Genomic DNA, 25,572 nt, shown 5'->3' with positions numbered 1-25,572 from the left:
CGAGCTCTGCGCAATCAGATCGGGGCGCAGCGAATCCTGCGGTGATCGAGGCTGGGAAAATGACTGCGCATACTGGCAAGACGTTGCAGATCCACCTCGCCCGCGACCACACCTGAACCCCGGGGCAGCCGGTCCAGAACCACACCCCAGGGGTCGACGATCATGCTGTCACCATGGGTTTCACGACCGTTGACATGATAACCGCCCTGGGCGGCGGCGGCCACGTAACAGAGATTTTCGATGGCGCGTGCCCGCACCAAAGACTCCCAATGAGCCCGACCGGTAATGGCCGTAAAGGCGGCGGGAAGCACCATCACATCCACCCCCTGATCCATCAGAGCGCGATACAGCTCCGGGAAACGCAAGTCGTAGCAGATCGTCAGTCCCAGGCGACCGAAAGGGCTGTCGATCGCCACCAGCTGGTCGCCGGGTTCGATGGTTTCGGATTCGGTGTAGTTTTCGTTGCTGTCGAGGACATGCACATCGAAGAGATGGATCTTGTCGTAACGCGCGACCTGCCGGCCCCGGTCATCAAACACCAGGCATGCCGCCCGCACCCTGGCCGGATCGTCGCAAAGCATGGGCACCGTGCCGCCCACCACCCATATGCCGTGCCGGTCCGCCTGTTTGGCGAGGAACTCCTGCATCGGTCCCGATCCGGGAGGTTCGCGCAATTCCACCTTGTCGGTTTCGGCAAGGCCCATGAGCCCGAAGTTCTCGGGCAGCACCACCAGGCCCGCTCCGGCATCGGCAGCCTGCGAGATCAGGCGCGCGGCCTCCAGGAGATTGGCGTTGACGTTGGGTCCCGACGCCATCTGCACAGCAGCTATGGTATTAACGTTTGATCCCTTCATTGCGCAGGCGCCACCCGTAAATCCAACGCGTCATGCTGCCCACTCCCGGCCAGAACCACGATGCGCCGCGAGGGAACCCCCAGAGCGATCAACCAGGAGCGCAGCTCCTGCACCCAGATCACCCCCTCCTCACCGCCCGGGTAGCGAACGATGATGTTCGAGCGCGGCTGGCGTGTGTAATCACCTATTGCCGCCTTCAGCGCAGGCAGTTCGCGCAACGACTCTCCGCTGCGCGGGCGCGACCACTCCTCGGCACTCAGCAGATAACCGCCGTCAGCCAATGACAGTGTCGAAAACAGCAACAGACTGAGCAGCACGCACGATTTCATCGACATGGAGAATACCACCTCCGTCGTCATTGCAGCACGCGGCCCGACAACTTTACCGTTGCGCATCAGCCTGATCAGCAGCGCCCGGCGGTGTGAGTTTCTCCAGCTGGGGGTCGTCCCAACTTCCGGTGACCCGATATCGGAAGCCGGAACTCTCGTCGATCTTTTTGCCGAACATTTTCTGGAAGAAGAGCATCACCGCCCCCACTGCGGGACCGCCTGCCGCCCACCCGGCCAGCGGCAGCCCACCGGTCACATTGGGTATCACCGTCACCAGCTGATCGTAATCGCGTTGCGCGAGACCCGTGCGTCCAATGATCTCGATGCTGGCCGCAGGGCCTTCCACTCGCAAATTGTCGCTGTAGGCATCACCGCTGTTGATACGGAAATCGCCCTTGATCTCATCGAAGCTGAAACCTTTGAGGAAAAAGTCGCGGAAATCAAAGATCAGTCGCCGCGGCAACGCCTGGAAGCTGAGCAGCCCAAAGATCCTTCCGGCACCGGGATCGATGTCCACCAGACGCCCGCCGTTGATGATCAACGCTATTCGCCCGGTCATGCCCTGCATATCGGGGTTTCCCGGCGGGCCCGGCCAGGTCAGCTGCGCCTCGGCAATGGTACGCCCGTTTTTCACGCCCTCGGCATAATCCAAAGCCTTCAACAATCGGCCCAGACTGGCACTCTCCAGACGCATATTGATCGCACTGCGACTGGCGCGCGCATCGCCCATCCACTCGCCCGATGCATCGAACTGCAGATTCTCACCCTGCACCAGGAATCGCGCGATGCGCATTCCACCCTTCACCCGTGTCGTGCGTAGCGCCAGCTTCCCGAGCGCCTCACCGTTCAACTGCAACTCCGTAACGGTGATATCGATGGAAGATGTGCGCTGCGGATCGGGCCACACGCCGTCCTCTTCCGGAGCGGCTAGTGGATCGCGTGCGAGTTGCAGATGATCGAATCGCAGCAATACCGGGTTGTCGCCGGCGCGAACCGGCACCCGCAGATGACCTTTGGCCCCTGCCCCGTTGACCGACCCCTCCCAATAGTCGTTGTCCTTCACCACGGCCAGGCGGATATCGCGAATCTGCTGCCTGGCGACCAGCAGCGTGCCAATGCGCAGCACGATGCGCCGCAACGCTCCGCCACTCAGATTCCACTCCCTACCCCAGCCGCCCAGCGCCGCACGCCACTCGGCAATGGCCAGCTGCTCGACATCCCCCGCCACCGTGAGCCCCGCTTCGCCCGGTAGACGCGCCCGCGCACCGCCGAGGCGCACCTCACCCCGCTCCAGGGCCCAACCTTTGGCATGGTTCAGCAGACGCAGCCTGGCATCAATTCGATCGTTGTAACGCACTGCCACATCAGTGCGTGAACCGGGCGCCAGTTCGATGCTGATCGAGAGCGGTCTCTCTTCCGATGGGGTCTTACCCGCTGGCTGCGGCAGGTCGATTGCCAGGCCCTGGAGAGTGGAGTTCACGTCAAATTCACTTGCGCCGCCCGTGTTGCGGGGCAGTCGCCAGATCGCTTCCCAGCGAGCCTGCCCCGACAGACGCTTACCCAACGCCGGATGCTGGAGCAGAGCCGCCAGTTCGGCGCCCTGGGCGCGGCCCCGCGCCTTGACGGTCCCGGCCGGCCGTTTAGCACGGAATTTCCCCAGCGGCGCCGCGATCTCGATTTGCGCCTCACCGCCCAATATCCGCCCCTGCAGCCCATCGCTTGTCAGCAGCGCTTCGGTAAAACGCAGCCGTCCGCGCAATCCCTCGACCGCCGACGGCAGCGCATCCGATAACAGTCGCGCACCCTTCAGTTCCGCCGTCCCGACGACCGCGGGCTGGGTTCCCTTGCGCAATGGGATGTTGAGACCGAGGTCGAGCGACACCGCGCCCCCGGCCTTGATTCCCGCCAGGTGTTCGCGAAATCCCTCGGACAATGGCGACTCACGCAAAAACCGAATCCCGCTGGCCACGGGGAATTCAATCTTGCCGTCAACCGTGAGCGCAGGATTGCGTTTCAGGTTGGGAATCTCGGCACTGGCCTGCACAATCTTCGCCCCAAGAGTTTCGCCCTGGTGTGCATCTATGCGCATCGCCGCCTCTTCAAACTCTACGGCGGCACCGATCCCTTCGATCCGCGGCCAACCGGCTTGATAATCGAGCACAGCCCCTTGCGCATCAAAACGAACATGAAACCGACCCTCCTGCGCGACAAAGGGAAACCGCTTTACCACTCCGCGGTAAACCAAATCGCCGCGCGGCACTCTGCCAGCCACGATGCCCCTGTCAAGCCACGCCACCGTGTTCTTCGGCATGATGCCGGCAGGCAGATAGGTGGAGGTGTGCGATCCGTCGGCATCGAAAAACGCCGCGCGCAAATCGAGAAACGTGCCCCCCTCGGGTTGCCACTCGATATCCATTGCCGCACGCGCCTTGACCACGGGATCGCTCAGGGCCGCCCGGCGCACCGCCACACCCCACCCCTCACCCACGCGCGACCACTCCAGCGCCGCATTGACGACTTCAGCGCCAAAGGGGGTACGAAACAGCCGGGGCGCATCGACACGCAGGTTGTTGGCCTCGATCTGCGCACGCCCACTCGTCTCATCGGCGATCACGCGTGCTGACAGCCCCTGAATGCCAGGCACCTTGTTCCAGGGTTGGAAACCGAGCTCATCGAAATCCGCCCAAAAGCGGAATCGCGGTTGCTCGTCAAGTTCAGCCTGCAGCTGAGCAGCCGTCACGGCCCCGGAAGGAGCGAGTTGCGTGATAAGCTCGCGCCACCGTTCCGGTATCGCAGGCGCTGCACCCAGCAACGGTGTGAGATCCTCAATGCGCAGATAGTCCCACTGCGCAGTTATCGAAGCAGAGCTTTCAGCCTGTGCCGCTCGATAGCCGACTTGAAAACCACCGACCGGCCAATGCCTCCCGGCCCGGGCGACACCCACATTGCTGCCCCGTAAATCCCACCCCGCGTCGCGGCGCCGCCAAACGAAATCAGCCTTTAATTCATCGATCTGGTAGCGTGCTTCGGTCGTGGATTGGGCAACCAGTCCGACGATTCCCAAACGCCCGAGCAGTGTTTCAATACGGCCCTGGCGCAGTTCGCCCCACAGCTCGAGGTTGCCGGTACCGGCGGCAAACTCGGGAGCGATTTTTCTGAGCTGCGGAGTCAGCGCGGTCATCTGCACACCGTCGAGTCGTACATGCAACCGTGCATCCCAAGCGTCCGGTGATGCGACCAGATTGCGGGCATCCAGAGAGAGCGTCAGACGGTGACCCAGCGACTCCGGCAACTGCAACCGGCCGGCCAGCTGATGATGATCGCCCGCGTTACGCAGCTCCAGATTGATATCACTGAGCTCCAGGGTCGCCGGGTCGCGACGCCGATCGATCAGAGTCAGATCGGCCTTCTCCAGCAACAGATGCTGACGTGAGAACAGCCACGCAACCCCGGCCGCCCTGTTGCCGCCATCTCCCCCTTCGCCGATGCCCAAACCTTGCAACTGCACCCTGCCATCGCTCATCCGCTCCAGTGTGACGCGGGTGCCGATGACGCGAATGGCCGAAGGCTGAAGCCGCAGTTCGCGCAGAGCGGTGAACAGATCGACCCCGATGTGCACCTCATCGAAACGCAACAACACCGGTCCGTCGACGCTATCGCTCAAACGCACATCGAAAAGCGCCAGTTCCGGCCCCCAGCGATGCCAGCGCGCGCTGATATGCCCCACCTCCACGGGATGGCCCAGCGCCTGCGAGGCCCAGGTGGCCAGATCCTCGCGAAAATTCTCCGCCAGGGGCAGCAACAGACGGGTCACGGTAAGCAGCACAGCGGTGACCACAACCATGACGGCGGTGGTCAGCCACAGGGTACGCAGCACTCTCGCCGTCCGTGCCATCGCATCCCTAGACTGAATCGTGGTGGGGAGAAGCAGGCGCTGTCACATCAACACCACATCGAAGTGTTCCTGTGTATACGAGGATTCGACCTGAAACTTGATGGGCTTGCCGATGAAGGCCTCGAGTTCGGCGAGGCTGGTCGACTCCTCATCCAACATCAGATCGACCACCTCTTGGCCGGCCAGCACCAGGAATTTCTTGGCATCGAACTGGCGTGCCTCACGCAGAATTTCACGGAACACCTCGTAGCAGACGGTTTCGGCGGTCTTCAGTGAGCCGCGCCCGCTGCACGCCGAACAGGGTTCGCAGAGCACATGCTCGAGACTCTCGCGGGTCCTTTTGCGCGTCATCTCCACCAACCCCAGCGCTGACACCTCGCTGATGTGGCTGCGTGCGTGATCTTTGGCGAGACTCTTCTCCAACGCCTGCAGCACCTGCAGTTTGTGATCCTCCTCCTGCATGTCGATGAAGTCGATAATGATGATCCCGCCCAGATTTCGCAGCCGCAGTTGACGTGCGATCGCCTGTGCCGCCTCCAGGTTGGTTTTGAAGATCGTCTCCTCGAGATTGCGATGCCCGACGTAACCGCCGGTATTGATGTCGATGGTCGTCATCGCCTCGGTTTGATCGATAATCAAATAGCCGCCGGATTTGAGTTGTACCTTGCGTTCCAACGCCCTGTGGATTTCATCCTCGATGGCGTAGAGATCGAAAATCGGTCTCTCGCCCGGATAGTACTCAATGCATTCGTGCATCTCGGGCACATACTTTTCGACAAATTTCTGAACCTGCTCGTAGGTGGTGCGCGAATCGATGCGCACCTTCTCCACGTCGACGCCCAACAGATCGCGCAGCGTGCGCAGCGCCAGCGGCAGGTCCTCGTGAACCACGTTGCCGCTGGGGATCGAGGGCGCGCGCTCGCTGATGCTGCGCCACAGCTTTTCCAGAAAGTGCATATCGGCCTCCAGGTCCGCGGCGGTCGCCCCCTCGGCAGCCGTACGTACAATGAACGAACCATTGCCGTTTTGCGCCACGAAACCCGCGACAACCTCCTTCAGCCGATTGCGTTCGGTTTCATCCTCTATTTTTTGCGATACGCCGATATTGCTGCCCCCCGGCATGAATACCAGAAAGCGTGACGGTATCGAGATTTGCGTGGTCAGGCGTGCGCCCTTGGTGCCGAGAGGATCCTTGACCACCTGCACCAGCACCTCCTGACCGTCGCGAACCATCTCGGTAATCGATTCCATCCTTGGGTTCGCAGACAGTGCATCCCTGCACGACCTCTCCGTGTGCCGTTCGATACCGTCCGCTTCCTCGGGAGTCGTGATATCCGAGGCGTGCAGAAACGCAGCGCGCGACAGACCGATATCCACGAAGGCCGCCTGCATACCGGGCAACACCCGGGATACGCGGCCCTTATAGATATTGCCCACCAGACCGCGCTTGGCAGCGCGTTCGATGTAGACCTCCTGGAGCACCCCGTTTTCAACGACCGCGACCCGCGTCTCGCGCGGAGTAACGTTGATGAGTATCTCTTCACTCATACGAATTCCTTGAACTCGATGGCCCCCGCAACTCGCGAGCAGGGGTAAGTTATTCTTATCGCGGTGCGCGCTATTCTAGCGAATCAACGCCGCACGGGTGGCGTATTCACCTACTTGAGGTAGACGCCCGCTGCACTCAGCAGTTCACTAGTTTCATAAAGCGGCAAGCCGACGATGCCGCTGTAGCTGCCTGTTATCCTGGTGATGAACACCGCCGCCCGGCCCTGAATCGCATAAGCCCCGGCTTTGTCCCGGGGTTCGCCGCTGGCCCAATAGGCCGCGCACTCCTCGTTCGTCAAACTGCGAAAACTCACTTCGCTTACGCTGATTCTCACCTGCTCACCGTGATCCCAACAAAGCGCCACTCCGGTGAGCACGCGATGCGTGCGGGCAGACAACAGCCTGAGCATCACCAGGCCCTCCTCTTTATCGGCAGGTTTGCCCAGAATGCGATCCCCGAGCACGACAGCGGTGTCCGCGCCGAGCACCGGGCGTGTAGCACCCTTGCCAGCCTGTTGCCATCCGGAGCGGGCCTTCTCCAGGGCCAGGCGCACGACGTAATCTTCAGCCGGTTCATGTGGCGACAATGGAGTTTCATCGACAGCGATCCGCAGAATCTCGTGGGGTACGCCGATCTGGCGCAGCAGTTCGCTGCGCCGGGGTGATTGTGAGGCCAGATAGATCGACACGGTGGCGGACATGACCCCCATGTTAACCCGGATCAGAGCTCGGGCAATGCGCGCCGTCGCACCCCGGGAACTCCGCAGGGCTCACGCGCGATGGTAGGGGTGATGATTCAGCAGACTCCACGCCCGATAGAGCTGTTCGGCAACAATAACGCGCACCAGCGGGTGCGGCAGCGTCAGCCGCGACAGCGACCAGCTCTCTTCGGCGCGTTCGCGGCAGGCTGCGGCCAGACCGTCGGCACCGCCAACCAGCAACGCAACATCGCGGCCGTCGGCCAGCCACCGCTCCAGTCGCCCGGCACATTGTCGCGTATCCCACTCGCGGCCACGCTCGTCCAGAATGACGACATGCGCATTGGCCGGGATCACCGCCAGTTGGCGCTCGCCTTCGGCGGCAATGCGCCGTTCGACGAGAGAGTTCTTGGTCGCCTTCCCGGCAGGGACCTCGATCAGACGTAATGCGCAGGAAGGGGGCAGACGGCGTGCGTACTCTTCGTAAGCACTGTTGACCCAATCATCCATGCGCGTGCCGACGGCGATCAGGTGAATACGCATGCCGGTGAAACTTCGACCTTATCCCGGATCGGCCTGTTCAGAGGCAGGCGGCGCCGTCCACAGCTTTTCCAGCTGATAGAAATCGCGCACCCGCGGCAGCATCACATGCACGATGACATTTCCCAGATCCACCAGCACCCATTCACCGGTATCCTGGCCCTCGACGCCCAACGGCTGCTCGCCGGCCGCTTTGGCCATCTGCACCACGTTGTCGGAAAGTGATTTGACATGACGGTCCGAGTTGCCGCTGGCGATCACCATGGTATCGGTGAAGCTGGTGCGGTCGTGCACATCCAGCACCTTGAGATCGACCGCCTTGAGGTCCTCGAGGGCGTCGACGACCAGGTCACGAAGTTCTGCTGTTTGCATGTCTTGGGTCTGTTTCTCTCAATTCAGTGAAGGTAGAGTCGATGATCGTGGATATACCTGGCCACCGGGGCGGGCAGGAGGAAATCGATCGAGCGGCCTGCCTGCACCGCTGCACGTATCGCCGAGGCAGAGATCTCCAAGGGCGTGACCGCCTGATACCAGATGCAACCAGCCGGGCGTTCCGCCAACGTTGCCTGATCGTCGATCTGGCGGTCTGCCAGCTCGGTGGACGCAGCCGCCGGTAGCGCAGCTTCCCACCCGGGGCGGTGCATCACCACCAGATGAGCCAGCTCGATGAGGCGTTGCCACTCGTGCCACGCGGTGATTCCCGCCAGGGCATCCGCGCCGATCACCAGGCACAATGGTCGTTTCCCCATCTCGGCACGGAGCTCGATCAGGGTATCCACGGTGTACGAGGGTCCGGCGCGCCGCAGTTCGCGCTCATCGCAACGAAGCTGCAACTGCCCCTGCAACGCCAGCCGCACCATTGCCGCCCGCTGCTCGGAGCTGGCATGGGGCTGCTCTCGATGCGGCGGTTGACGGCAGGGGACGAAACGCAGCTCATCCAGGCACAACGCTTCCCGCACCTCAAGTCCGGTACGCAGATGCCCGAAGTGGATGGGATCGAAGGTGCCGCCGAGGATACCGAGCATGGAATGCGTCAAAGTGAAGCGCCATGGGGAAAGGGACGTGGCGGGGGCAATTGCCCGCACCTGCATTGCACACCCATTGCCCTTTTCTCTCTTGCCGTTGCGCTACTCACGTATCTGCCCGTCACCGAGGACGATGTACTTCTGTGAGGTCAGCCCCTCCAGTCCGACCGGTCCGCGGGCGTGGATCTTGTCGGTACTGATGCCGATCTCGGCACCCAACCCGTACTCGAAACCATCGGCAAAGCGGGTCGAGGCATTGACCATCACCGAGCTGGAATCGACTTCGCGCAGAAAGCGCTGGGCGCGCCGATAGTCAGTGGTGACGATGCTCTCGGTGTGGCCGGAACTGTGCCTGGCGATATGCGCCATGGCGGCATCGATATCTTCCACCACCCGAATCGCCAAAACCGGGGCAAGATACTCGGTATCCCAATCTTTTTCGATTGCCGGCCTGACGTCGGGGAGAATCGCCCGCGTCGCCTCGCAGCCGCGCAACTCCACCCCTTTTTCGCCATAGACGGTGGCCAGCTCGGGCAGAACCCGGTCGGCGATGGCGCGTGCCACCAGCAGGGTTTCCATGGCGTTGCACACACCGTAACGATGGGTCTTGGCATTGTCGGCAATCTTCACCGCCATCGCGGGATCGGCACGATCGTCGATATAGACATGACAGATGCCATCGAGGTGTTTGATCACCGGTACGCGCGCTTCATTGGCGATACGCTCGATCAAACCCTTGCCGCCCCGCGGCACGATAACGTCCACATACTTCTGCATGCGTATCAACTCACCGACCGCAGCGCGATCGGTGGTTTCGACCACCTGGATCACATCGGCAGGCAGTCCCGCCTGCGCGAGCCCCGCGTGAAGGCAGGCGGCAATCGCCTGGTTGGAGTGCAGCGCCTCCGAACCGCCGCGCAGTATCGCCGCGTTGCCCGCCTTCAGGCACAGCGCGGCCGCATCGGCGGTGACGTTGGGGCGCGACTCGTAGATGATGCCGATCACGCCCAGCGGTACGCGCATGCGGCCCACCTGGATACCCGAAGGGCGGTAGCTGAGATGGCTGATTTCGCCTACCGGATCGGGCAGCGTGGCAATTTCACGCAGTCCATCAGCCATGGCGGCAATACGATCGGCCGTCAGCGTCAGGCGATCGAGCAACGCGGCATCCAAGCCGCTGGCCTTGCCGGCCTCCAGATCCCTGGCATTCTCGGCCATCAGGCGCGGCTGTTCCTGTTCCAAACGCAGGGCAATCGCCATCAGCGCGGCGTTTTTGACCCTGGTCTCGGCACGGGCGATCGTACGCGCTGCGCTACGCGCCCTTACACCGACCTGTTGCATGTACTGCTCGACATTCATTGTTACCTGCTCAACTACCTTTGCTTGATGAGGGAGTCGCCAACAGTCCGACCATTGCCTGGGCCGGGATACCGCTCATGGCCACCACCAGGGTCTCCAACTCATCCCAGGGTCGTCCCGCAGCCACGCCCTTGATCACTCGATCGATATGCGCGCACTGCAGCAGGAGCCGCTGCCAATGCCCCACATCTCCACGCCGCAGCGCGGCGCCCACCAGCCGTTTACGGCTCTCCCACACCTTTTGTGCCGCCATGGCGTGGGCAGGTGTCCCGCCCTGGCTCACATCATACGCCATGCTCGCCAGGGCCCGCACCTCACGGGTCAGCGCCCACAGCACGAGGACGGGTTCGATACCTTCGCTGCGTAAACCGTGCAACACCCGGCAACAGCGTGCCGTATCTCCCTGCAGCGCGGCATCCGCCAGTTTGTAGACATCGAACCGCGCGCTATCGGCAACCGCCTGTGCAACCGCCTGAGTATCGATGCGACCGCTGCCATGAAGAAGATGCAGGCGTTCGATCTCCTGCGCGGCCGCGAGCAGGTTGCCTTCGACGCGATCGGCAATCATGGCAATCGCCTCGCTATCTGCTGTCAATCCGCGACGGCGCATGCGCTGCTCAATCCAATCGGGGAGCTGTTGCAGGGAAATGGGCCAGATGGTCGCCACCACGCCGGCACGATCCAGCGCGCTGACCCAGCGGCTGTTCTGTGTCGCCTTATCCATACGCCCGGTGACAATCAGGAGGATGGTGTCCGGCGGCGGGTTATCCGCGTAGGTCTCCAGTACCTTGGCGCCCGCCGCGCCCGGTTTCGGTTCCGGCAGGCGCAGTTCCAGCAGACGCTGTTCGGCAAACAACGACAGGCTGTCGGCGGTCTGTCGTAGACTCGCCCAATCGAACGACCCGCCGGCATCGAGCACCTCGCGAGTCACATGGCCAGCCGCGCGCGCCCGCTCACGCACTCCGTCGGCGGCCTCGCCAACCAGCAACGGTTCGTCGCCGGCGATCAGGTAGATGGGGCCGAGGGACTGGCGGAGCTGTTGCGGGAGCTGGTCGGCTTTGATACGCATGGCAACCCGGTTAACTGCCCTGAGCCTGGAGTCGGCGCAACAACAGGATGACCGCCTCACGGCGCATCTCGCGCTTGAGCAACGCTTCTTCCTCGCCCTTGCCGAGCACCTGAGTCTCGCTGAAGCGGAAATCGCGCACCAGGTTTACTGATTGCGGGGCGACCCGCTCTTTGCCGTCGTGGTCAGTCAAAGCGAAGCGTATCGTGTAGTTGAGCTCATACTCCTGCACTTTGCCAGTTACGCTGTTGACCGACAGGACGCGCCGATCATCGTGCACGCCGAGGATCTTGAGGATCGAGGCGCCGGCCTGCGGGGCGCCCACCAACCGAACCCCGGCCGCCTTCAGGGCCTGGCGCAGCTCAACCAGCAGATCCCCGGGAACCTGCTCCCCGGCGATATAGGTGGTTTGCAATGCCGCGGGCAATTCGACTGATCCGCGCAACTTGAAACCGCAGCCACCGCTCAGTGCCAGAACGATGACCAGTGGTACGGTGCAATAGAGCTTGAATCGTGAGCCAAGAGGCGAAGGCGCAAAGACCGCCAAGAAACAGTTGTTTTGCAGTCTCAAAGTATTCCCTTTGCGTCCTTGGCGCCTTTGCGCGAGATTGAGTTCAACTGGCCACTATATTGACCAGCTTCTGCGGTACTACGATCACCTTGCGCACCGTCAGGTTCTCCCGGAAACGCTGCGCGTTGGGCTCGTCGAGTGCTGCCGCCTCAACGGTTGCCGCATCAGCGTCCGCTGCCACCGCGATCTTGCCGCGCAGTTTTCCGTTTACCTGCACCACCATTTCGATGGTGTCAACCTGCAGCGCCGCGGGATCCGCCTGTGGCCAGGGTTGATCGATCACGGCATCCCGGTGACCCAGCGCCTGCCAGTTGGCATGGGCGATATGCGGCACAATGGGCGAAAGCAGTAATGTGACGGTTTCCAGCGCTTCCTGCAGCACCGCGCGCCCCTGCTCGGATTCATCATCCCATTTGTAGAGCGCATTGATCAGCTCCATCACCGCGGCGATGGCGGTATTGAATGTAAAACGCCGACCGATATCGTCGCTCACCTTGGCGATGGTGGCGTGTACCTGGTTGCGCAGTTTGCGCTGTGCCTCGTCGAGCCGCACTGGCTCCAGCGCGACCGCCGACCCCTTTTCCACATGCGCCGCGACCAGCTTCCACAAGCGTTTGAGGAAACGGAATGCCCCCTCGGTCCCGGCGTCCGACCACTCCAGTGTCTGTTCCGGCGGGGCGGCAAACATCATGAAAAGGCGCGCGGTGTCCGCACCGTAGTGCTCGATCAGTGATTGGGGATCGACGCCGTTGTTCTTCGACTTCGACATGGTGCCGATACCGGCGGAAACCACCGGCTGTCCGTCCGCTTTCAGCACGGCGCCGGTGCGCTGACCTTTGTCGTCGGTGACGATCTCCACCGCGGCCGGATTGAAATACTCCCGACGTCCACCTTGCGGATGACGGTAGAAGATCTCGTTGAGCACCATTCCCTGGGTCAGCAGCTTGGTGAACGGCTCATCGAATGCAACCAACCCCAGATCGCGCATCACCTTGGACCAGAAGCGCGAATAGAGCAGATGCAGAATCGCATGTTCAATGCCGCCGATGTACTGATCGACAGGCATCCAGTATTTCACCCGCTCGTCGACCATCGCCTCCCCGTTGTCGCTGCTGCAATAGCGCGAGTAATACCACGACGAATCGACGAAAGTGTCCATGGTATCGGTTTCGCGGCGTGCCGCAGCACCGCACTTCGGGCATGCGCAGTTGAGAAAGTCCGGCCACTTGTTGAGCGGATTACCCGAACCGTCGGGTACGCAGTCTTCGGGCAGCACCACCGGCAGCTGATCGTCGGGGACCGGCACCTCGCCACAGCGATCACAGTGGATGATCGGAATCGGGCAACCCCAGTAGCGTTGGCGCGAAATGCCCCAGTCGCGCAACCGCCACTGCACCTGCTTCTCACCCAGATTCCGGGAGGCAAGATCGGCGGCGATGGCATCCACGGCCGCCTCATAATCCAGGCCGTCGTATTTGCCCGAGTTGACGCACCGGCCGTTGGCCTTGTCGGCGTACCACTCCTGCCAGGCATCGGTGGAATACTCCTTCCCCGGGACCTCAACCACCTGCGCAATCTCCAGCCCGTACTTTTTGGCGAACTCGAAGTCACGCTCGTCGTGGGCCGGCACGGCCATGACCGCACCCTCGCCGTAGCCCATCAGCACGTAGTTGCCGACCCACACTTCCACGGGCTCACCGCTGATCGGATGGGTGACGAACAGATCCGTGGGCATGCCCTTTTTCTCGATGGTGGCCATATCGGCCTCGATGACGCTGCCCGCCTTGCACTCGGCGACAAACGCCGCCAATTGCGGGTTGTTCCTGGCGGCGTATTCCGCCAGCGGATGCTCCGCGGCAACAGCACAGAAGGTGACGCCCATGATGGTGTCGACGCGGGTGGTGAACACCCAGAGCTCCTCCGGCTTACCGTCCAGTTCGTAGGGAAACGCGAAGCGCACACCGTGGCTCTTGCCGATCCAGTTGGCCTGCATGGTCTTCACGCGCTCGGGCCAGCCCGGAAGTTTGTCGAGATCGGCCAGTAGCTCTTCGGCGTAGGCGGTGATCTTGAGGTAGTACATAGGGATCTCGCGCTTCTCCACCAGCGCCCCGGTCCGCCAGCCGCGCCCGTCGATCACCTGTTCGTTGGCAAGTACCGTCTGATCGACCGGGTCCCAGTTGACGGTTCCGGTCTTCTGATAGGCGATACCCTTCTCCAGCATGCGCAGGAAAAACCACTGGTTCCAGCGATAATATTCGGGCGTGCAGGTGGCCAGTTCGCGCTCCCAGTCGATGCCGAAGCCAAGCGACTTCAACTGCTTCTTCATATAGGCGATGTTGTCGTAGGTCCACTGTGCCGGCGGCACGCCATTGGCCATGGCCGCGTTTTCTGCAGGCAGACCGAACGCATCCCAGCCCATGGGCTGCAGCACGTTCCTGCCCTGCATGCGCTGATAGCGGCTCACCACATCGCCAATGGTGTAGTTGCGCACATGCCCCATGTGCAACTTGCCGCTGGGATAGGGGAACATGCACAGGCAGTAGTATTTTTCGCGGCTGTCATCTTCGACGGCGCGGAAGGTGCCGTGCTCGTTCCAGTAGTGCTGGGCCGCCGCCTCGACGGCTGCGGGATCGTAGAAATCGTCCATTTTAGTCAACCGTTTACGGGAGCTGCCCCGCTGGGAGAAAAGGGAGAAGAATACCGTAGGGCCCCGATCAGCCACAACTCGGCAAAGTCTTTGCAGCCCCGGGGGTGTGGGTCCACACATACTGGCACCCATCTCAAAATCCCCCGCGAACGACCGGCACAGCTCGCGGGGGATTTTGAGATGGGTTCTAATAGGAAGGATATTTTTTTTCAAACTGATGAAGGAACCGATGCCATGAGCGATGAAAAACACCAACCCTACGCCACCGACAAGCTGGTTGAGGCGTACGATCGGATGATGCAGCGCACGCAGGAGTTTGTCGAAAAATCGATTCAGGAACCCGTGAACAAAGCGGTGGAAACGGCCATCGAGTTGGGCGAGTTGACGCGTGACGAGGCCGAGCGTGTGGCCATGTACCTCAAGCGCGATATGCAGGAGACCGCACAGCACCTCTCCGAGAGCGGGCGTGAACTACGCGACTGGTTCCGCTTTGATCTGCAGCAGATCGAGGATCGGATGCTGGAGAGCTTCAGCAAGCTGGTTGACTATTCGCGCATCGAACTGGCGCGCATGAGCGGCAAACTCAAGATCGACGCCACCCGGCATACCGGCGAGGTTACGGGCATAGGTACCCTGGCCTGCGTCGGTTGCGGCACCTTGTTGCATTTCCACGAGACCGGTCGCATCCCACCCTGTCCCAAATGTCACGGCACAACTTTCAAACGTGCCACGGAGGAGTAGCTACAACTCGGGATAGGGGGAGCGCCGGCTCAGACGATCACCCGAAACAGCCGCCGCCAGCATGAGCGCCATGACGATCAAAACCGGTGTGAGACCCCAGCGCACGAACGGGGTGGTGCCCGCCATGGGCTTGATTTCGCCGGTCAGGACGGCGGCTTTATGCTGTGGTGTCACCCCCTGCACGCGGCCACGGTTGTCGATGATCGCCGAGATCCCGGTATTGGTGGCCCGCAACAGATAACGCCCCGTTTCAAACGCCCGCATGCGGGCGATCTGCAGATGCTGGTGGGGAGCGAGCGAATCGCCAAACCAGGCATCGTTGCTCACCGTGATCAAAAATGCCGCGGCGGGGAGATTACTGCGTACCAGATCGCTGTAGGCGATCTCGTAACAGATGGTGATACCCGCGGGTTGGCCCTTGACCATCAGCGGCGGTGGATTTGCGACCCCCGGTGCGAAATCAGCCATGGGGACTTCCAGAAAGTTGAGCCAGCGCAATGCTGAACGGAGCGGAAAGTATTCACCGAACGGCACCAGGTGACGCTTGCGGTAGATACCCAGCTCGTCGCCGACCACTGCCACGCTGTTGTAGTACTGCCGCGGCACCTGGCCCAAGGTGGGCACACCAAAAACCAGTTCGGTACCGGTCTCCTCGACCCGCACCGCCAGTTCGGCGATGAAATCGGCCGCATCACGCAAAAACATAGGCACGGCGGTTTCCGGCCAGACGATGAGATCGCGCCCCCATTCGGTTTCGGAGAGCTTGCGGTAGGATTCGAGAATATTGTCCGCCTCGGCCGGTTCCCACTTGCGCGCCTGCTCGATATTGCCCTGGACGATGCTCACGCTCAGCGGTGCACCGCGCGCCTCGACCCAGTTCAAACCATCGAGCAGCGTCGCCCCCACCCAAACCGCCACACCCATCGCCAGCACCGAAACCCTGAGGCGCCTTCGCCCGGTCGCCAGCACCACCAGCACACCGCCGCTGAACGCCACCGCAGCGCTGACACCGTACACGCCCAGCAGGGGCGCAAGACACGCCAGCGGGCTATCGATCTGGCTGTACCCGAGGTCAAGCCAGGGAAAGCCAGTCAGTGCCCAGCCCCGCAGCCACTCCGCCAACACCCACAGGGCAGGAACGCCCAGCAGGGCAAAGAGCGCTTTGTTACGCGCCACCAAGCGCCGCCCCAGATACCCCACCAGGGCCGGGTAGAGGGCGAGTATGGCAACAAAAACCACCGTGACCAGCGGCGCGACAAAGAGGGCGGCATTGCCATACCGTTCGATACTGACGTAGATCCAGGAGACACCCACACCGAACTGCCCGATACCGAATAACCACCCGCGCCAGAAGGCGCGGCGCGGGTCGGCATGGAGCCATGCACCCATCAGCAGCGCGATACTCAGCGGGGCAATGGGATAGAAACCGAAGGGGGCGAAGGCAAGCGGCAAAACAGCACCCGCCATTAACGCCAGGAGGTCGATACCCCACCCAAACTCGAATTGCCGGCTGGTCACGTGGCGCGCATCTGCAACCAGGATGGTGGGGTATTCACTGACTCGTTTCCTGGGCAAGCTCCTCGTCACTCAGAATATGCAGATGCAGCAGGTGCAGGCGCCGGCTGTCGGCGCGCACGACTTTGAAGCGAAAACGACCCAGGGTGACACTTTCACCACGCCGCGGAACGCGACCGAAGTGCTGCAGCACGAGTCCGCCGACCGTGTCGAACTCCTCGTCTTCGAAATCGCAGTGGAAGAATTCGTTAAAATCCTCGATAGGGGTCAGCGCTTTGACGGCGTACTTGCCGTCTTTATGCGTCAGGATAAAGGCGTCCTCTTCGGTATCGTGCTCGTCCTCGATCTCACCGACGATCTGCTCCAGCACATCTTCGATGGTCACGAGCCCTGCCACCCCGCCGTACTCATCCACCACCACCGCCAGATGGTTACGGCTGCTGCGGAAATCACGCAACAGCACATCGAGCCGCTTGCTCTCGGGAATAAAAACGGCGGGGCGCAGCAGATCGCGCAGATGAAACTCCTGGTGCACGTCTTCGAAGCAGTAATTGAGCAAATCCTTGGCAAGCAGAATACCGGCCACTTCATCGCGGCTCTCGCCAATCACCGGAAAACGTGAGTGTGCAGACTCGATGATGATCGGAAGGATGGTATCGAGCGGGGCATCGCGCTCCACCACCACCATCTGCGAGCGGGGAATCATGATGTCGCGCACCCGCATCTCCGAGACCTGCATTACCCCTTCCATCATGGCCAGGGCATTGTGGTCCAGCAGGTCGCGACTCTGGGCGTCGCGCAGCAGGTCGACGAGTTCGTTCTGATCCTTGGGTTCGCCCAGGATGGCCTGGCTCAGTCTTCCCAGCCAGGAAGGGCGCTGGGTGATGCCACTAGGTCGGTCTTCGCTCATTAATGGGTCAATTTTCGTACGGATTTGGATAGCCTAGCCGCCCCATCAGCGTGATTTCAAGCGCTTCCATGGTCCGTGCTTCGCTATCGTCACGATGATCCAGGCCCAGCAGGTGCAAGGTGCCGTGTACCACCATGTGGGCGAAATGGGCTGCGGTCGGCTTATTCTGCTCCTCAGCCTCGCGCAAAACGACCGGGACGCAGATTACCAGGTCACCACAATGGTCGACGGGAACGCCGGCTGGCGCCTCGAACGGGAAGGAGAGCACATTGGTGGGACCGGATTTGCCGCGATAGGTCTTGTTGAGCTCCGCCCCCTCGGCAGTGTCCACCAACCGGATCACCAATTCACCGCTACCGCGCCCCTGCCCTGTCAGCACCTCCCGCGCCCAGCGTTGAAAGTGCCCGCTGGACGGAACCCCGGCCTTGTCGCACGCGTACTGGACCTCGACTTTCAGCGGCGCGTTCACGAGGCGGGCGGCGCACCATCTTTCGGCCCCGGCGCTTCGCTCTCTTCGTAGGCATCGATGATGGCCTGCACCAAGGGGTGGCGCACCACGTCGCGTGAATTGAAGAAGGTGAAGGCGATGCCATCGATCCCTTGCAGGATCTCGATCACGTGGCGCAGCCCTGATTGGCGGTTGCCGGGCAGGTCGATCTGCGTGACATCACCCGTGATGGCCGCGGTGGAGCCGAAACCTATGCGCGTCAGGAACATCTTCATCTGCTCGACCGTCGTGTTCTGCGCCTCGTCGAGGATCACGAAGGACTCGTTGAGCGTCCGACCGCGCATGTAGGCCAGTGGCGCCACTTCGATGACGCTGCGCTCCAGCAGCTTGCCCACCTTCTCAAAGCCGATCATCTCGTAGAGGGCATCGTAGAGTGGGCGCAGGTAGGGATCGACCTTCTGCGCCAGATCACCGGGCAGGAAACCCAGCCGCTCACCCGCTTCCACCGCGGGGCGCACCAGAACCACGCGACGTACCCGCTCACGCTCCAGGGCATCGACGGCGCTGGCCACCGCCAGGTAGGTCTTGCCGGTACCTGCCGGACCGACGCCGAAGTTGATGTCGTGGGTTGCCAGATTACGCAGGTAGTGCTTTTGATTGACGCCGCGGGCGCGTACCAGAACCCGATTGGTGCGCACCAGTGCATGGGTGTCGTCACCGTCGTCGACCGGCAGAGGCGCCGCGGAGTCCTTGAGCAGGAGATGTACCCGCATCGGGGTGAGGGTCTCCTCGCGTGCTGCCTGGTAGAGGCTGCGCAGCACATCCTGGGTCGTCGCAACCGCAGGGGGCTCGCCGATGATGCGGAAGCGATGGCCGCTATTGCTGATCTCCACGCCCAGACGGCGCTCCACCAACCTCAGGTGCTCGTCGAACTGACCACAGAGATTGGCTAGGCGCCCGTTGTCTGCGGGTTCCAGCTCCAGATCCTGGGCGACCGCGTTGTCGTTCAAGCGCAGCGCGCCGAAAGTGGGGTCACCAACTCGCCGCGCAGCGAGTTGGGCAGTGCCTCGGTAATGCGCACCTCAGCGAAATGCCCCATCAACCGCGGGTGGCCGGGGAAGTTGACCACGCGATTGCTCTCGCATCGCCCGGCCAACTGGTTGGGATCCTTGCGCGAGGGGCGTTCGACCAGGACCCGCTGCACGCTGCCCACCAGGCTCTCGCCGATATGCGCGGCACTCTGCCGCAGCCGGTGCTGCAACAGTGCGAGTCGGCGTTTCTTCTCCTCCATGGGCACGTCATCGGCCATCTCGGCCGCCGGGGTGCCGGGGCGCGGACTGTAGATGAAGCTGAAGGAGGTATCGAAACCGACCGCTTCGACCAGGTCGAGGGTGGCCAGGAAATCGGCTTCGGTCTCACCCGGGAAGCCGACGATAAAATCGGTAGCCACAGTCATTCCGGGGCGACGCTCGCGCAGGCGGCGCACCTTGGACTGGTATTCAAGGGCGGTGTAGCCACGCTTCATCAATGCCAGGATGCGATCCGACCCGCTCTGTACCGGCAGATGCAGATGCCCGACCAGTTTCGGGATATCAGCGTAGGCATCGATCAGGGCATCGCTGACCCAGCCCGGATGGGAGGTGGTGTAGCGAATGCGCTCGATATCCCCGATGGCGGCCACCTGGTAGATGAGTTCCGCCAGTTCCGCCTCGCCGCCGTCGACCGCGCCGCGATAGGCGTTGACGTTCTGCCCCAGCAGGTTGACCTCTTTGACACCCTGGTCGGCGAGCGCCAGCACCTCGGCCACCACATCGGCCACCGGACGGCTCACCTCGCCGCCGCGCGTGTAGGGAACCACACAATAGGTGCAGAACTGGCTACAGCCCTCCATCACCGAGACAAAGGCGTTGGGGCCTTCGGCACGGGGCGCGGGCAGGCAGTCGAATTTCTCGATCTCGGGGAAACTGACATCGACCACCGCATGGCGTTCACGCTCCACCTCGGCCAGCATCTGCGGCAGGCGGTGCAGGGTCTGGGGTCCGAAGACCAGATCCACGTAGGGGGCGCGTTCGCGGATGGCCTCACCCTCAGAGCTGGCCACGCACCCACCCACGCCGATCACCAGATGCGCGCGCTGCTCTTTCCATTCCCGCCAGGTACCGAGCTGCGAAAAGACCTTTTCATGGGCCTTCTCGCGGATCGAGCAGGTGTTTATGAGCAGCACGTCGGCCTGCGCCGCATCGTCCGTGCGCACGATGCCGCACTCGGCCGCCAGCACGTCGGCCATTTTGGCCGAGTCGTATTCGTTCATCTGGCAACCGAAGGTCTTGATGTACAGCTTGCGGGTCATGGTGCTTTGGTCGAGAAAGAGACCGCTCGATTATACCTTAACCAAGCGGTTCACTAGGTCTTGGGTCGGCGCGTGGTCAGAAAGGTATATCGTCGTCGAAATCGGCGATCCCACCAGCGGCGGGTTCAGCGTGCGAACTGACAGAACCGTCACGATCGCTGTCGAAGCCGGTGCTGCCGCCGCGGCCGTCGAGCATCTGCATCTCACCGCCGACGATTTCTGTGGTGTAACGGTCGGTGCCACTCTTGTCCTGCCATTTTCGGGTCCGCAGACGGCCCTCCACGTAGAGCTTCGAGCCTTTCTTCAGGTACTCCCCGGCGATCTCGGCCAGCTTGCCGAAGAAGACCACCTGATGCCACTCGGTCTGCTCCTGGCGCTCGCCGGTCTGCTTGTCCTTCCAGCTCTCGGTGGTGGCCACGCGCAGATTGGCTACGGCGCCGCCGCTGGGCATGTAGCGCACCTCCGGGTCTGCACCCAGATTGCCGATCAGAATGACTTTGTTAATCCCTCGTGCCATGTTTGTCCCCTAAATGCGATTGCCGTAACGCGCTGAGCGGAAAATGCGTCGCGGCATGATATCACGCCTTGACGGGCGAGAATTGCTCCAGCGCCGCCTCATCGAAGCAGGTGCTGTCGACCTTGAGGTAGGCCACCTCCTCCTCGCGTACCACGACCGCCTCGGTGACACCGGCTACCTGGCTGAGACGTCCCGCCAACAGGTGGGCCTGGTCGGGCTCCAGCGCCCCGACATGCAGCAGCACATTGCGCAGCTTGCGCGGCGGCTGCATACCCAGGGCCACCACCAACCAGATGCCCGCCAGCGCCGCTCCGGCAACAAACACGCCGTCAATGCCATAGTGACCGTGCAGCCAACCGCCGGCCGCGCCGCCGACGAAGGCACCCAGAAACTGGCTGCTGGAGTAGACGCCCATCGCGGTCCCTTTGCTGTCGGGTCGCACCTTGCGCGAGATCAGCGACGGCAACGAGGCCTCCAGGACATTGAACGCCGTGAAGAAGATCAACAACGCCAGGCCAATGGCGAGCAGTGTGCCATGCCATTGCCACAGCACCAGTTCGGCGACCCCGATCAAGGCCACCGCGCCGATAAAGATCGGCTTCATCAAGCCCTTTTTCTCCGCGACGATGATCAGCGGCAACATCAGCGCCACCGACAGGGTGAGTACGGCGAGATAGAGGTAGCCGTGTTGGGCGACGGGCAGTCCGGCGAGGTCGCGCAGCGCGACCGGCAACACCACAAAGATCGCGGTCAGCATCAGATGCAGGGAGAAAATACCGAAGTCGAGTCGCAACAGCTGGCCATCACGAAGCACGCTGCCGAACTGCCCCCAGACCGGCTCCGTATCGCGATGCACGGACGTGCGCGATGGGGTCGGCACCAGGGTAAAGAGCACCACCACCCCGGCCAGCGCCAGCAAGGCTGTGAACCAGAAAATCCCCGGTACCCCGACCCAGGTGTTCAGCAGCGGACCCAACACCATCGCCAAGGCGAATGAGGCGCCGATGCTGATCCCCATGAAGGCCATCGCCTTGGTGCGCTGTTCATCGCGGGTGAGGTCTGCCAGTGTCGCCATCAACGCCCCGGCTATTGCCCCCGAGCCCTGCAGCGCGCGCCCGGCGATCACGCCATAGACGGTCTCCGCAAGCGCGGCCACCACGCTGCCCAGGGCAAATAGCAGCAGACCGGCGAAAATCACCGGTTTGCGACCCACGCGATCTGAAATCATACCGAAGGGGATCTGGAGCAGCGCCTGCGTCAAACCATAGATGCCGATCGCCAACCCCACCATGGCCGGGGTCACCTGCTCCAGATGTTCGGCGTAGAGGGCAAAGACCGGCAGGATCATGAACAGCCCGGCCATGCGAAAACCGAAGATCAGCGCCAATGAGCCGGCGGCACGACGCTCGCTAGGGGTCATGGTGTGAGTGGGGTCCGGTTTCACTGAGTGGATCGCCTTTGGTCGGGTTTGCGAAAAGGCCGTATAGTAGCAGGTTGGCCGAACCGGACGAATGATCTACCGCACCCATGGATACCATCCGCATCCGCGGCGCCCGCACCCACAATCTGAAGAATATCGATCTCGACCTGCCCCGGGACAAGCTGATCGTGGTCACCGGACTCTCGGGCTCGGGCAAATCCTCCCTCGCCTTCGACACTATCTACGCCGAGGGGCAGCGCCGCTACGTGGAGTCCCTCTCCACCTACGCCCGCCAGTTTCTGTCGATGATGGAAAAACCGGACGTGGACCATATCGAAGGGCTGTCGCCCGCCATCTCCATCGAGCAGAAGGCCACCTCGCACAATCCGCGCTCCACGGTGGGCACCATCACGGAGATCTACGACTACCTGCGCCTGCTCTACGCCCGAGTCGGGACGCCGCGCTGCCCCGACCACGGTGTGGTGCTCGAGGCCCAGACCATCAGCCAGATGGTCGATCAGGTCTTGGCGCTTCCCCATGAGAGCCGCTTGATGCTGCTCGCTCCGATCGTGCGCGAGCGCAAAGGGGAGCATCAGCAGGTGTTTGAAGATCTGCGTCGCCAGGGTTTCGTGCGGGTGCGCGTCGATGGCGAGACCCACGAACTCGACGAAGTACCGGCACTCGATCTGCATCGCAAACACACCATCGAGGCGGTCGTGGACCGCATCAAGGTGCGCCCCGATATCGCCCTGCGCCTGGCGGAATCCTTCGAAACCGCTACACGCCTCTCCGACGGGCTGGCACGGGTCGCCTTTCTCGATGCCGGCGAGCGCGAGGAATTGCTGTTCTCCGCGCGCTATGCCTGCCCCGAGTGCGGCTACAGCCTGCCGGATCTTGAGCCGCGGCTGTTCTCCTTCAACAACCCTTCGGGCGCCTGCCCCACCTGCGATGGCCTGGGGGTCAAGCAGTTCTTTGACGAGGAACGGATCGTCGCTCACCCGCAACTCAGCCTCGCCGGCGGGGCGGTGCGGGGTTGGGATCGGCGCAACGCCTACTACTTCAGCATGATCACCGCCCTCGGCGCCCACTACGGCTTCGATATCGAGGCCCCTTTCGATGCCCTGCCGCCCGCGGCCCGGCAGGCCGTCCTCTATGGGAGTGGCGACGAGGCCATCCAATTCCGCTACCTCACCGAACGCGGCGGCCATGTGATACGCACCCATCCCTTCGAGGGCATCGTCAACAACCTGGAGCGCCGCTATCGCGAGACCGAATCGAGCGTGGTACGCGAGGATCTGGCCAAATACCTCGCGGTCCGTGCCTGCCCGGGATGCGACGGTACCCGACTCAACCGTGCCGCACGCCATGTCTTCGTCGCCGGGCGCATGCTGCCCGAGATGACAGCGTTACCCGTGGGCGCTGCGCTGCATTTCTTCGAGACTCTCGAATTGCCGGGGAGACGCGGTGAGATCGCCGCTAAAATCGTCAAGGAGATCGGTGACCGGCTGCGCTTCCTGGTCAATGTCGGGCTCGACTACCTCGCTCTCGATCGTAGCGCCGATTCGCTCTCGGGGGGGGAAGCCCAGCGCATTCGGCTCGCCAGCCAGATCGGCGCCGGTCTGGTCGGGGTGATGTACATCCTCGACGAACCCTCGATCGGCCTCCATCAGCGCGACAATCAGCGGTTGCTGGAAACCCTGGTTCACCTGCGCGATCTGGGCAACACCGTCATTGTGGTCGAACACGATGAAGAGGCGATTCGCGCCGCCGACCAGGTGGTGGATATCGGACCGGGCGCCGGAGTACGGGGCGGGCGGATCGTCGCCCAGGGCACCCCCGATCAGATCGCCGCCCACCCGGAGTCGCTGACCGGTCAGTTCCTCTCCGGGCGCCGCGCCATCGCGGTCCCCGAAAAACGCACCGCGGCGCAGCCGCAGCACCAGATCACCCTGCGTGGCGCGCGTGGCAACAATCTCAAGGCGTTGGATGTGGCCATCCCGGTGGGACTGCTGACGTGCGTCACCGGGGTTTCGGGCTCCGGCAAATCCACTTTGATCAATGACACCCTGTACGCCTATGCCGCGCGAGAACTCAACAAGGCGACCCTGCCCCAGCCCGCGCCCTTTGATGCCATCGACGGGCTGGAACAGCTCGACAAGGTGGTTGACATCGACCAGAGTCCGATCGGGCGCACACCGCGCTCCAATCCCGCCACCTACACCGGGCTCTTCACCCCGATACGCGATCTCTTCGCGGCGACCCAGGAGGCGCGCTCGCGAGGCTACGGACCCGGCCGTTTCAGCTTTAACGTCAAGGGCGGGCGCTGCGAGGCGTGCCAGGGGGACGGCGTCATCAAGGTCGAGATGCACTTTCTCCCCGATATTTACGTGCCCTGCGATATCTGCAAGGGAAAGCGCTACAACCGGGAAACCCTGGAGATCCGTTACAAAGGGCGGACCATCCACGAAGTACTGGAGATGACCGTCGAGGAGGCCTACGGCTTCTATAACGCGGTCCCCACCATCGCCCGCAAACTTGAGACGCTGATGGACGTGGGTCTGAGCTATATCCGCCTGGGACAGAACGCCACTACCCTCTCCGGGGGCGAGGCACAGCGGGTGAAGCTGGCCAGGGAACTCTCCAAACGCGACACCGGCAACACACTTTACATCCTCGACGAGCCCACCACCGGGCTGCATTTTCACGACATCGAACAACTGCTGGTGGTATTGCACCGGCTGCGTGATCACGGCAATACGGTGGTGGTCATCGAGCACAACCTGGATGTTATAAAAACGGCTGACTGGGTTATTGACCTGGGACCAGAAGGGGGTGATGAGGGCGGTCAAGTGGTTGCCACCGGCACTCCCGAAGAGATTGCTCAAGTCACCCAGTCCTACACCGGGCAATTCCTACGGCGAATCCTGGCAATTCCCGATCAAGTTAGGGCCGGTTGACCCGTCATCGCGTGGACTTTGATACCGCTGCCCTGCCATGGAGCGGTATGCCTCGATACCGCTGCTTCACAAAAGAGCTCGTCAACCTCGGCGAGACCCGACCGGACATTGCCGCAGAAGTGCCCCAGCTGATCGTTGCGCGCGCGGCCTGCTGTTCGGCACCGGGGTACTCGGAGCTCGAT

At 62.4% G+C, this 25,572-nt stretch carries 21 protein-coding genes; 2 read left to right on the top strand and 19 right to left on the bottom strand.

Features of this window, described 5'->3' with window-relative positions; translation table 11 throughout:
* Positions 1-14 precede the first annotated feature (14 nt).
* The 12 genes from DWQ09_05600 to DWQ09_05545 all read right to left on the bottom strand — a co-directional run bounded on the left by DWQ09_05600 (position 15) and on the right by DWQ09_05545 (position 14,532).
* Positions 15-854: a carbon-nitrogen hydrolase family protein gene (locus tag DWQ09_05600; GenBank protein ID KAA3629709.1), complete on the bottom strand. Its 840-nt coding sequence runs from the start codon at positions 852-854 to the stop codon at positions 15-17.
* Positions 851-1,249 (bottom strand): hypothetical protein, encoded by a 399-nt coding sequence (locus DWQ09_05595; protein KAA3629708.1) that lies wholly within the window; start codon positions 1,247-1,249, stop codon positions 851-853. Before DWQ09_05595 ends, DWQ09_05600 begins: the two co-directional genes overlap by 4 nt.
* Entirely contained in the window at positions 1,236-5,078 is a 3,843-nt protein-coding gene (locus DWQ09_05590) for a TIGR02099 family protein (GenBank protein ID KAA3629707.1), read from the bottom strand. Before DWQ09_05590 ends, DWQ09_05595 begins: the two co-directional genes overlap by 14 nt.
* A 42-nt stretch (positions 5,079-5,120) precedes the next feature.
* On the bottom strand, positions 5,121-6,626 hold the full coding sequence (locus DWQ09_05585; GenBank protein KAA3629706.1) for a ribonuclease G: 1,506 nt from the start codon (positions 6,624-6,626) through the stop codon (positions 5,121-5,123).
* A gap of 110 nt (positions 6,627-6,736) precedes the next feature.
* Entirely contained in the window at positions 6,737-7,327 is a 591-nt protein-coding gene (locus DWQ09_05580) for a septum formation inhibitor Maf (protein KAA3629705.1), read from the bottom strand.
* 69 nt (positions 7,328-7,396) lie between these two features.
* Positions 7,397-7,867 (bottom strand): 23S rRNA (pseudouridine(1915)-N(3))-methyltransferase RlmH, encoded by a 471-nt coding sequence (locus DWQ09_05575; protein KAA3629704.1) that lies wholly within the window; start codon positions 7,865-7,867, stop codon positions 7,397-7,399.
* An 18-nt stretch (positions 7,868-7,885) separates the two neighbouring features.
* Positions 7,886-8,236 (bottom strand): ribosome silencing factor, encoded by a 351-nt coding sequence (gene rsfS, locus DWQ09_05570; protein KAA3629703.1) that lies wholly within the window; start codon positions 8,234-8,236, stop codon positions 7,886-7,888.
* A 23-nt stretch (positions 8,237-8,259) separates the two neighbouring features.
* Positions 8,260-8,889, bottom strand: a complete 630-nt coding sequence (locus tag DWQ09_05565) for a nicotinate-nucleotide adenylyltransferase (protein KAA3629702.1) — start codon at positions 8,887-8,889, stop codon at positions 8,260-8,262.
* A gap of 102 nt (positions 8,890-8,991) precedes the next feature.
* Complete coding sequence (locus tag DWQ09_05560; GenBank protein KAA3629701.1) at positions 8,992-10,248, bottom strand: glutamate-5-semialdehyde dehydrogenase; 1,257 nt, start codon at positions 10,246-10,248, stop codon at positions 8,992-8,994.
* Between the two features lie 10 nt (positions 10,249-10,258).
* The gene (locus DWQ09_05555) at positions 10,259-11,317 is read right to left on the bottom strand and encodes a DNA polymerase III subunit delta (GenBank protein ID KAA3629700.1); all 1,059 of its coding nucleotides are present in this window, start codon (positions 11,315-11,317) and stop codon (positions 10,259-10,261) included.
* Between the two features lie 10 nt (positions 11,318-11,327).
* The gene (locus DWQ09_05550; GenBank protein ID KAA3629699.1) at positions 11,328-11,885 is read right to left on the bottom strand and encodes a hypothetical protein; all 558 of its coding nucleotides are present in this window, start codon (positions 11,883-11,885) and stop codon (positions 11,328-11,330) included.
* 43 nt (positions 11,886-11,928) lie between these two features.
* On the bottom strand, positions 11,929-14,532 hold the full coding sequence (locus DWQ09_05545) for a leucine--tRNA ligase (protein KAA3629698.1): 2,604 nt from the start codon (positions 14,530-14,532) through the stop codon (positions 11,929-11,931).
* Between the two features lie 234 nt (positions 14,533-14,766).
* Between DWQ09_05545 and DWQ09_05540 the strand changes: the two genes are divergently transcribed.
* The gene (locus tag DWQ09_05540) at positions 14,767-15,273 is read left to right on the top strand and encodes a hypothetical protein (protein ID KAA3629864.1); all 507 of its coding nucleotides are present in this window, start codon (positions 14,767-14,769) and stop codon (positions 15,271-15,273) included.
* On the opposite strand, the gene DWQ09_05535 is transcribed toward DWQ09_05540, so the two are convergent.
* The 7 genes from DWQ09_05535 to DWQ09_05505 all read right to left on the bottom strand — a co-directional run bounded on the left by DWQ09_05535 (position 15,274) and on the right by DWQ09_05505 (position 22,433).
* Positions 15,274-16,740, bottom strand: coding sequence for an apolipoprotein N-acyltransferase (locus DWQ09_05535; protein ID KAA3629863.1), 1,467 nt, complete (start codon positions 16,738-16,740; stop codon positions 15,274-15,276).
* 85 nt (positions 16,741-16,825) lie between these two features.
* Positions 16,826-17,698 (bottom strand): CBS domain-containing protein, encoded by an 873-nt coding sequence (locus DWQ09_05530; protein KAA3629697.1) that lies wholly within the window; start codon positions 17,696-17,698, stop codon positions 16,826-16,828.
* A gap of 7 nt (positions 17,699-17,705) precedes the next feature.
* Positions 17,706-18,155, bottom strand: coding sequence for an rRNA maturation RNase YbeY (locus tag DWQ09_05525; GenBank protein KAA3629862.1), 450 nt, complete (start codon positions 18,153-18,155; stop codon positions 17,706-17,708).
* 8 nt (positions 18,156-18,163) lie between these two features.
* Positions 18,164-19,162 (bottom strand): PhoH family protein, encoded by a 999-nt coding sequence (locus DWQ09_05520; GenBank protein KAA3629696.1) that lies wholly within the window; start codon positions 19,160-19,162, stop codon positions 18,164-18,166.
* The gene (locus tag DWQ09_05515) at positions 19,153-20,496 is read right to left on the bottom strand and encodes a tRNA (N6-isopentenyl adenosine(37)-C2)-methylthiotransferase MiaB (protein ID KAA3629695.1); all 1,344 of its coding nucleotides are present in this window, start codon (positions 20,494-20,496) and stop codon (positions 19,153-19,155) included. Before DWQ09_05515 ends, DWQ09_05520 begins: the two co-directional genes overlap by 10 nt.
* Before the next feature lie 76 nt (positions 20,497-20,572).
* Positions 20,573-21,013, bottom strand: coding sequence for a single-stranded DNA-binding protein (ssb, locus tag DWQ09_05510; protein ID KAA3629694.1), 441 nt, complete (start codon positions 21,011-21,013; stop codon positions 20,573-20,575).
* Between the two features lie 61 nt (positions 21,014-21,074).
* Positions 21,075-22,433 (bottom strand): MFS transporter, encoded by a 1,359-nt coding sequence (locus DWQ09_05505; protein KAA3629693.1) that lies wholly within the window; start codon positions 22,431-22,433, stop codon positions 21,075-21,077.
* Between the two features lie 107 nt (positions 22,434-22,540).
* Between DWQ09_05505 and DWQ09_05500 the strand changes: the two genes are divergently transcribed.
* On the top strand, positions 22,541-25,390 hold the full coding sequence (locus DWQ09_05500; GenBank protein KAA3629692.1) for an excinuclease ABC subunit UvrA: 2,850 nt from the start codon (positions 22,541-22,543) through the stop codon (positions 25,388-25,390).
* Positions 25,391-25,572: the final 182 nt, after the last annotated feature.

The organism is Pseudomonadota bacterium (genome assembly GCA_008501635.1).
Classification (GTDB): Bacteria; Pseudomonadota; Gammaproteobacteria; order QQUJ01; family QQUJ01; genus QQUJ01.
Note: the sequence above shows the minus strand (reverse complement) of the source record. Positions and strands in the feature narration are given on the sequence as shown.

What these genes read in the sequence shown, in the direction of transcription:
- DWQ09_05585 (KAA3629706.1), bottom strand. Translation starts at nt 6,626, where the DNA reads ATGAGTGAAGAGATACTCATCAACGTTACTCCGCGCGAGACGCGGGTC.
- DWQ09_05505 (KAA3629693.1), bottom strand. Translation starts at nt 22,433, where the DNA reads ATGACCCCTAGCGAGCGTCGTGCCGCCGGCTCATTGGCGCTGATCTTC.
- DWQ09_05515 (KAA3629695.1), bottom strand. Translation starts at nt 20,496, where the DNA reads ATGACCCGCAAGCTGTACATCAAGACCTTCGGTTGCCAGATGAACGAA.
- DWQ09_05590 (KAA3629707.1), bottom strand. Translation starts at nt 5,078, where the DNA reads ATGGCACGGACGGCGAGAGTGCTGCGTACCCTGTGGCTGACCACCGCC.
- DWQ09_05540 (KAA3629864.1), top strand. Translation starts at nt 14,767, where the DNA reads ATGAGCGATGAAAAACACCAACCCTACGCCACCGACAAGCTGGTTGAG.
- DWQ09_05595 (KAA3629708.1), bottom strand. Translation starts at nt 1,249, where the DNA reads ATGCGCAACGGTAAAGTTGTCGGGCCGCGTGCTGCAATGACGACGGAG.
- DWQ09_05545 (KAA3629698.1), bottom strand. Translation starts at nt 14,532, where the DNA reads ATGGACGATTTCTACGATCCCGCAGCCGTCGAGGCGGCGGCCCAGCAC.
- DWQ09_05560 (KAA3629701.1), bottom strand. Translation starts at nt 10,248, where the DNA reads ATGAATGTCGAGCAGTACATGCAACAGGTCGGTGTAAGGGCGCGTAGC.
- DWQ09_05580 (KAA3629705.1), bottom strand. Translation starts at nt 7,327, where the DNA reads ATGTCCGCCACCGTGTCGATCTATCTGGCCTCACAATCACCCCGGCGC.
- rsfS (KAA3629703.1), bottom strand. Translation starts at nt 8,236, where the DNA reads ATGCAAACAGCAGAACTTCGTGACCTGGTCGTCGACGCCCTCGAGGAC.
- DWQ09_05565 (KAA3629702.1), bottom strand. Translation starts at nt 8,889, where the DNA reads ATGCTCGGTATCCTCGGCGGCACCTTCGATCCCATCCACTTCGGGCAT.
- DWQ09_05535 (KAA3629863.1), bottom strand. Translation starts at nt 16,740, where the DNA reads ATGGCGGGTGCTGTTTTGCCGCTTGCCTTCGCCCCCTTCGGTTTCTAT.
- ssb (KAA3629694.1), bottom strand. Translation starts at nt 21,013, where the DNA reads ATGGCACGAGGGATTAACAAAGTCATTCTGATCGGCAATCTGGGTGCA.
- DWQ09_05575 (KAA3629704.1), bottom strand. Translation starts at nt 7,867, where the DNA reads ATGCGTATTCACCTGATCGCCGTCGGCACGCGCATGGATGATTGGGTC.
- DWQ09_05500 (KAA3629692.1), top strand. Translation starts at nt 22,541, where the DNA reads ATGGATACCATCCGCATCCGCGGCGCCCGCACCCACAATCTGAAGAAT.
- DWQ09_05530 (KAA3629697.1), bottom strand. Translation starts at nt 17,698, where the DNA reads ATGAGCGAAGACCGACCTAGTGGCATCACCCAGCGCCCTTCCTGGCTG.
- DWQ09_05555 (KAA3629700.1), bottom strand. Translation starts at nt 11,317, where the DNA reads ATGCGTATCAAAGCCGACCAGCTCCCGCAACAGCTCCGCCAGTCCCTC.
- DWQ09_05600 (KAA3629709.1), bottom strand. Translation starts at nt 854, where the DNA reads ATGAAGGGATCAAACGTTAATACCATAGCTGCTGTGCAGATGGCGTCG.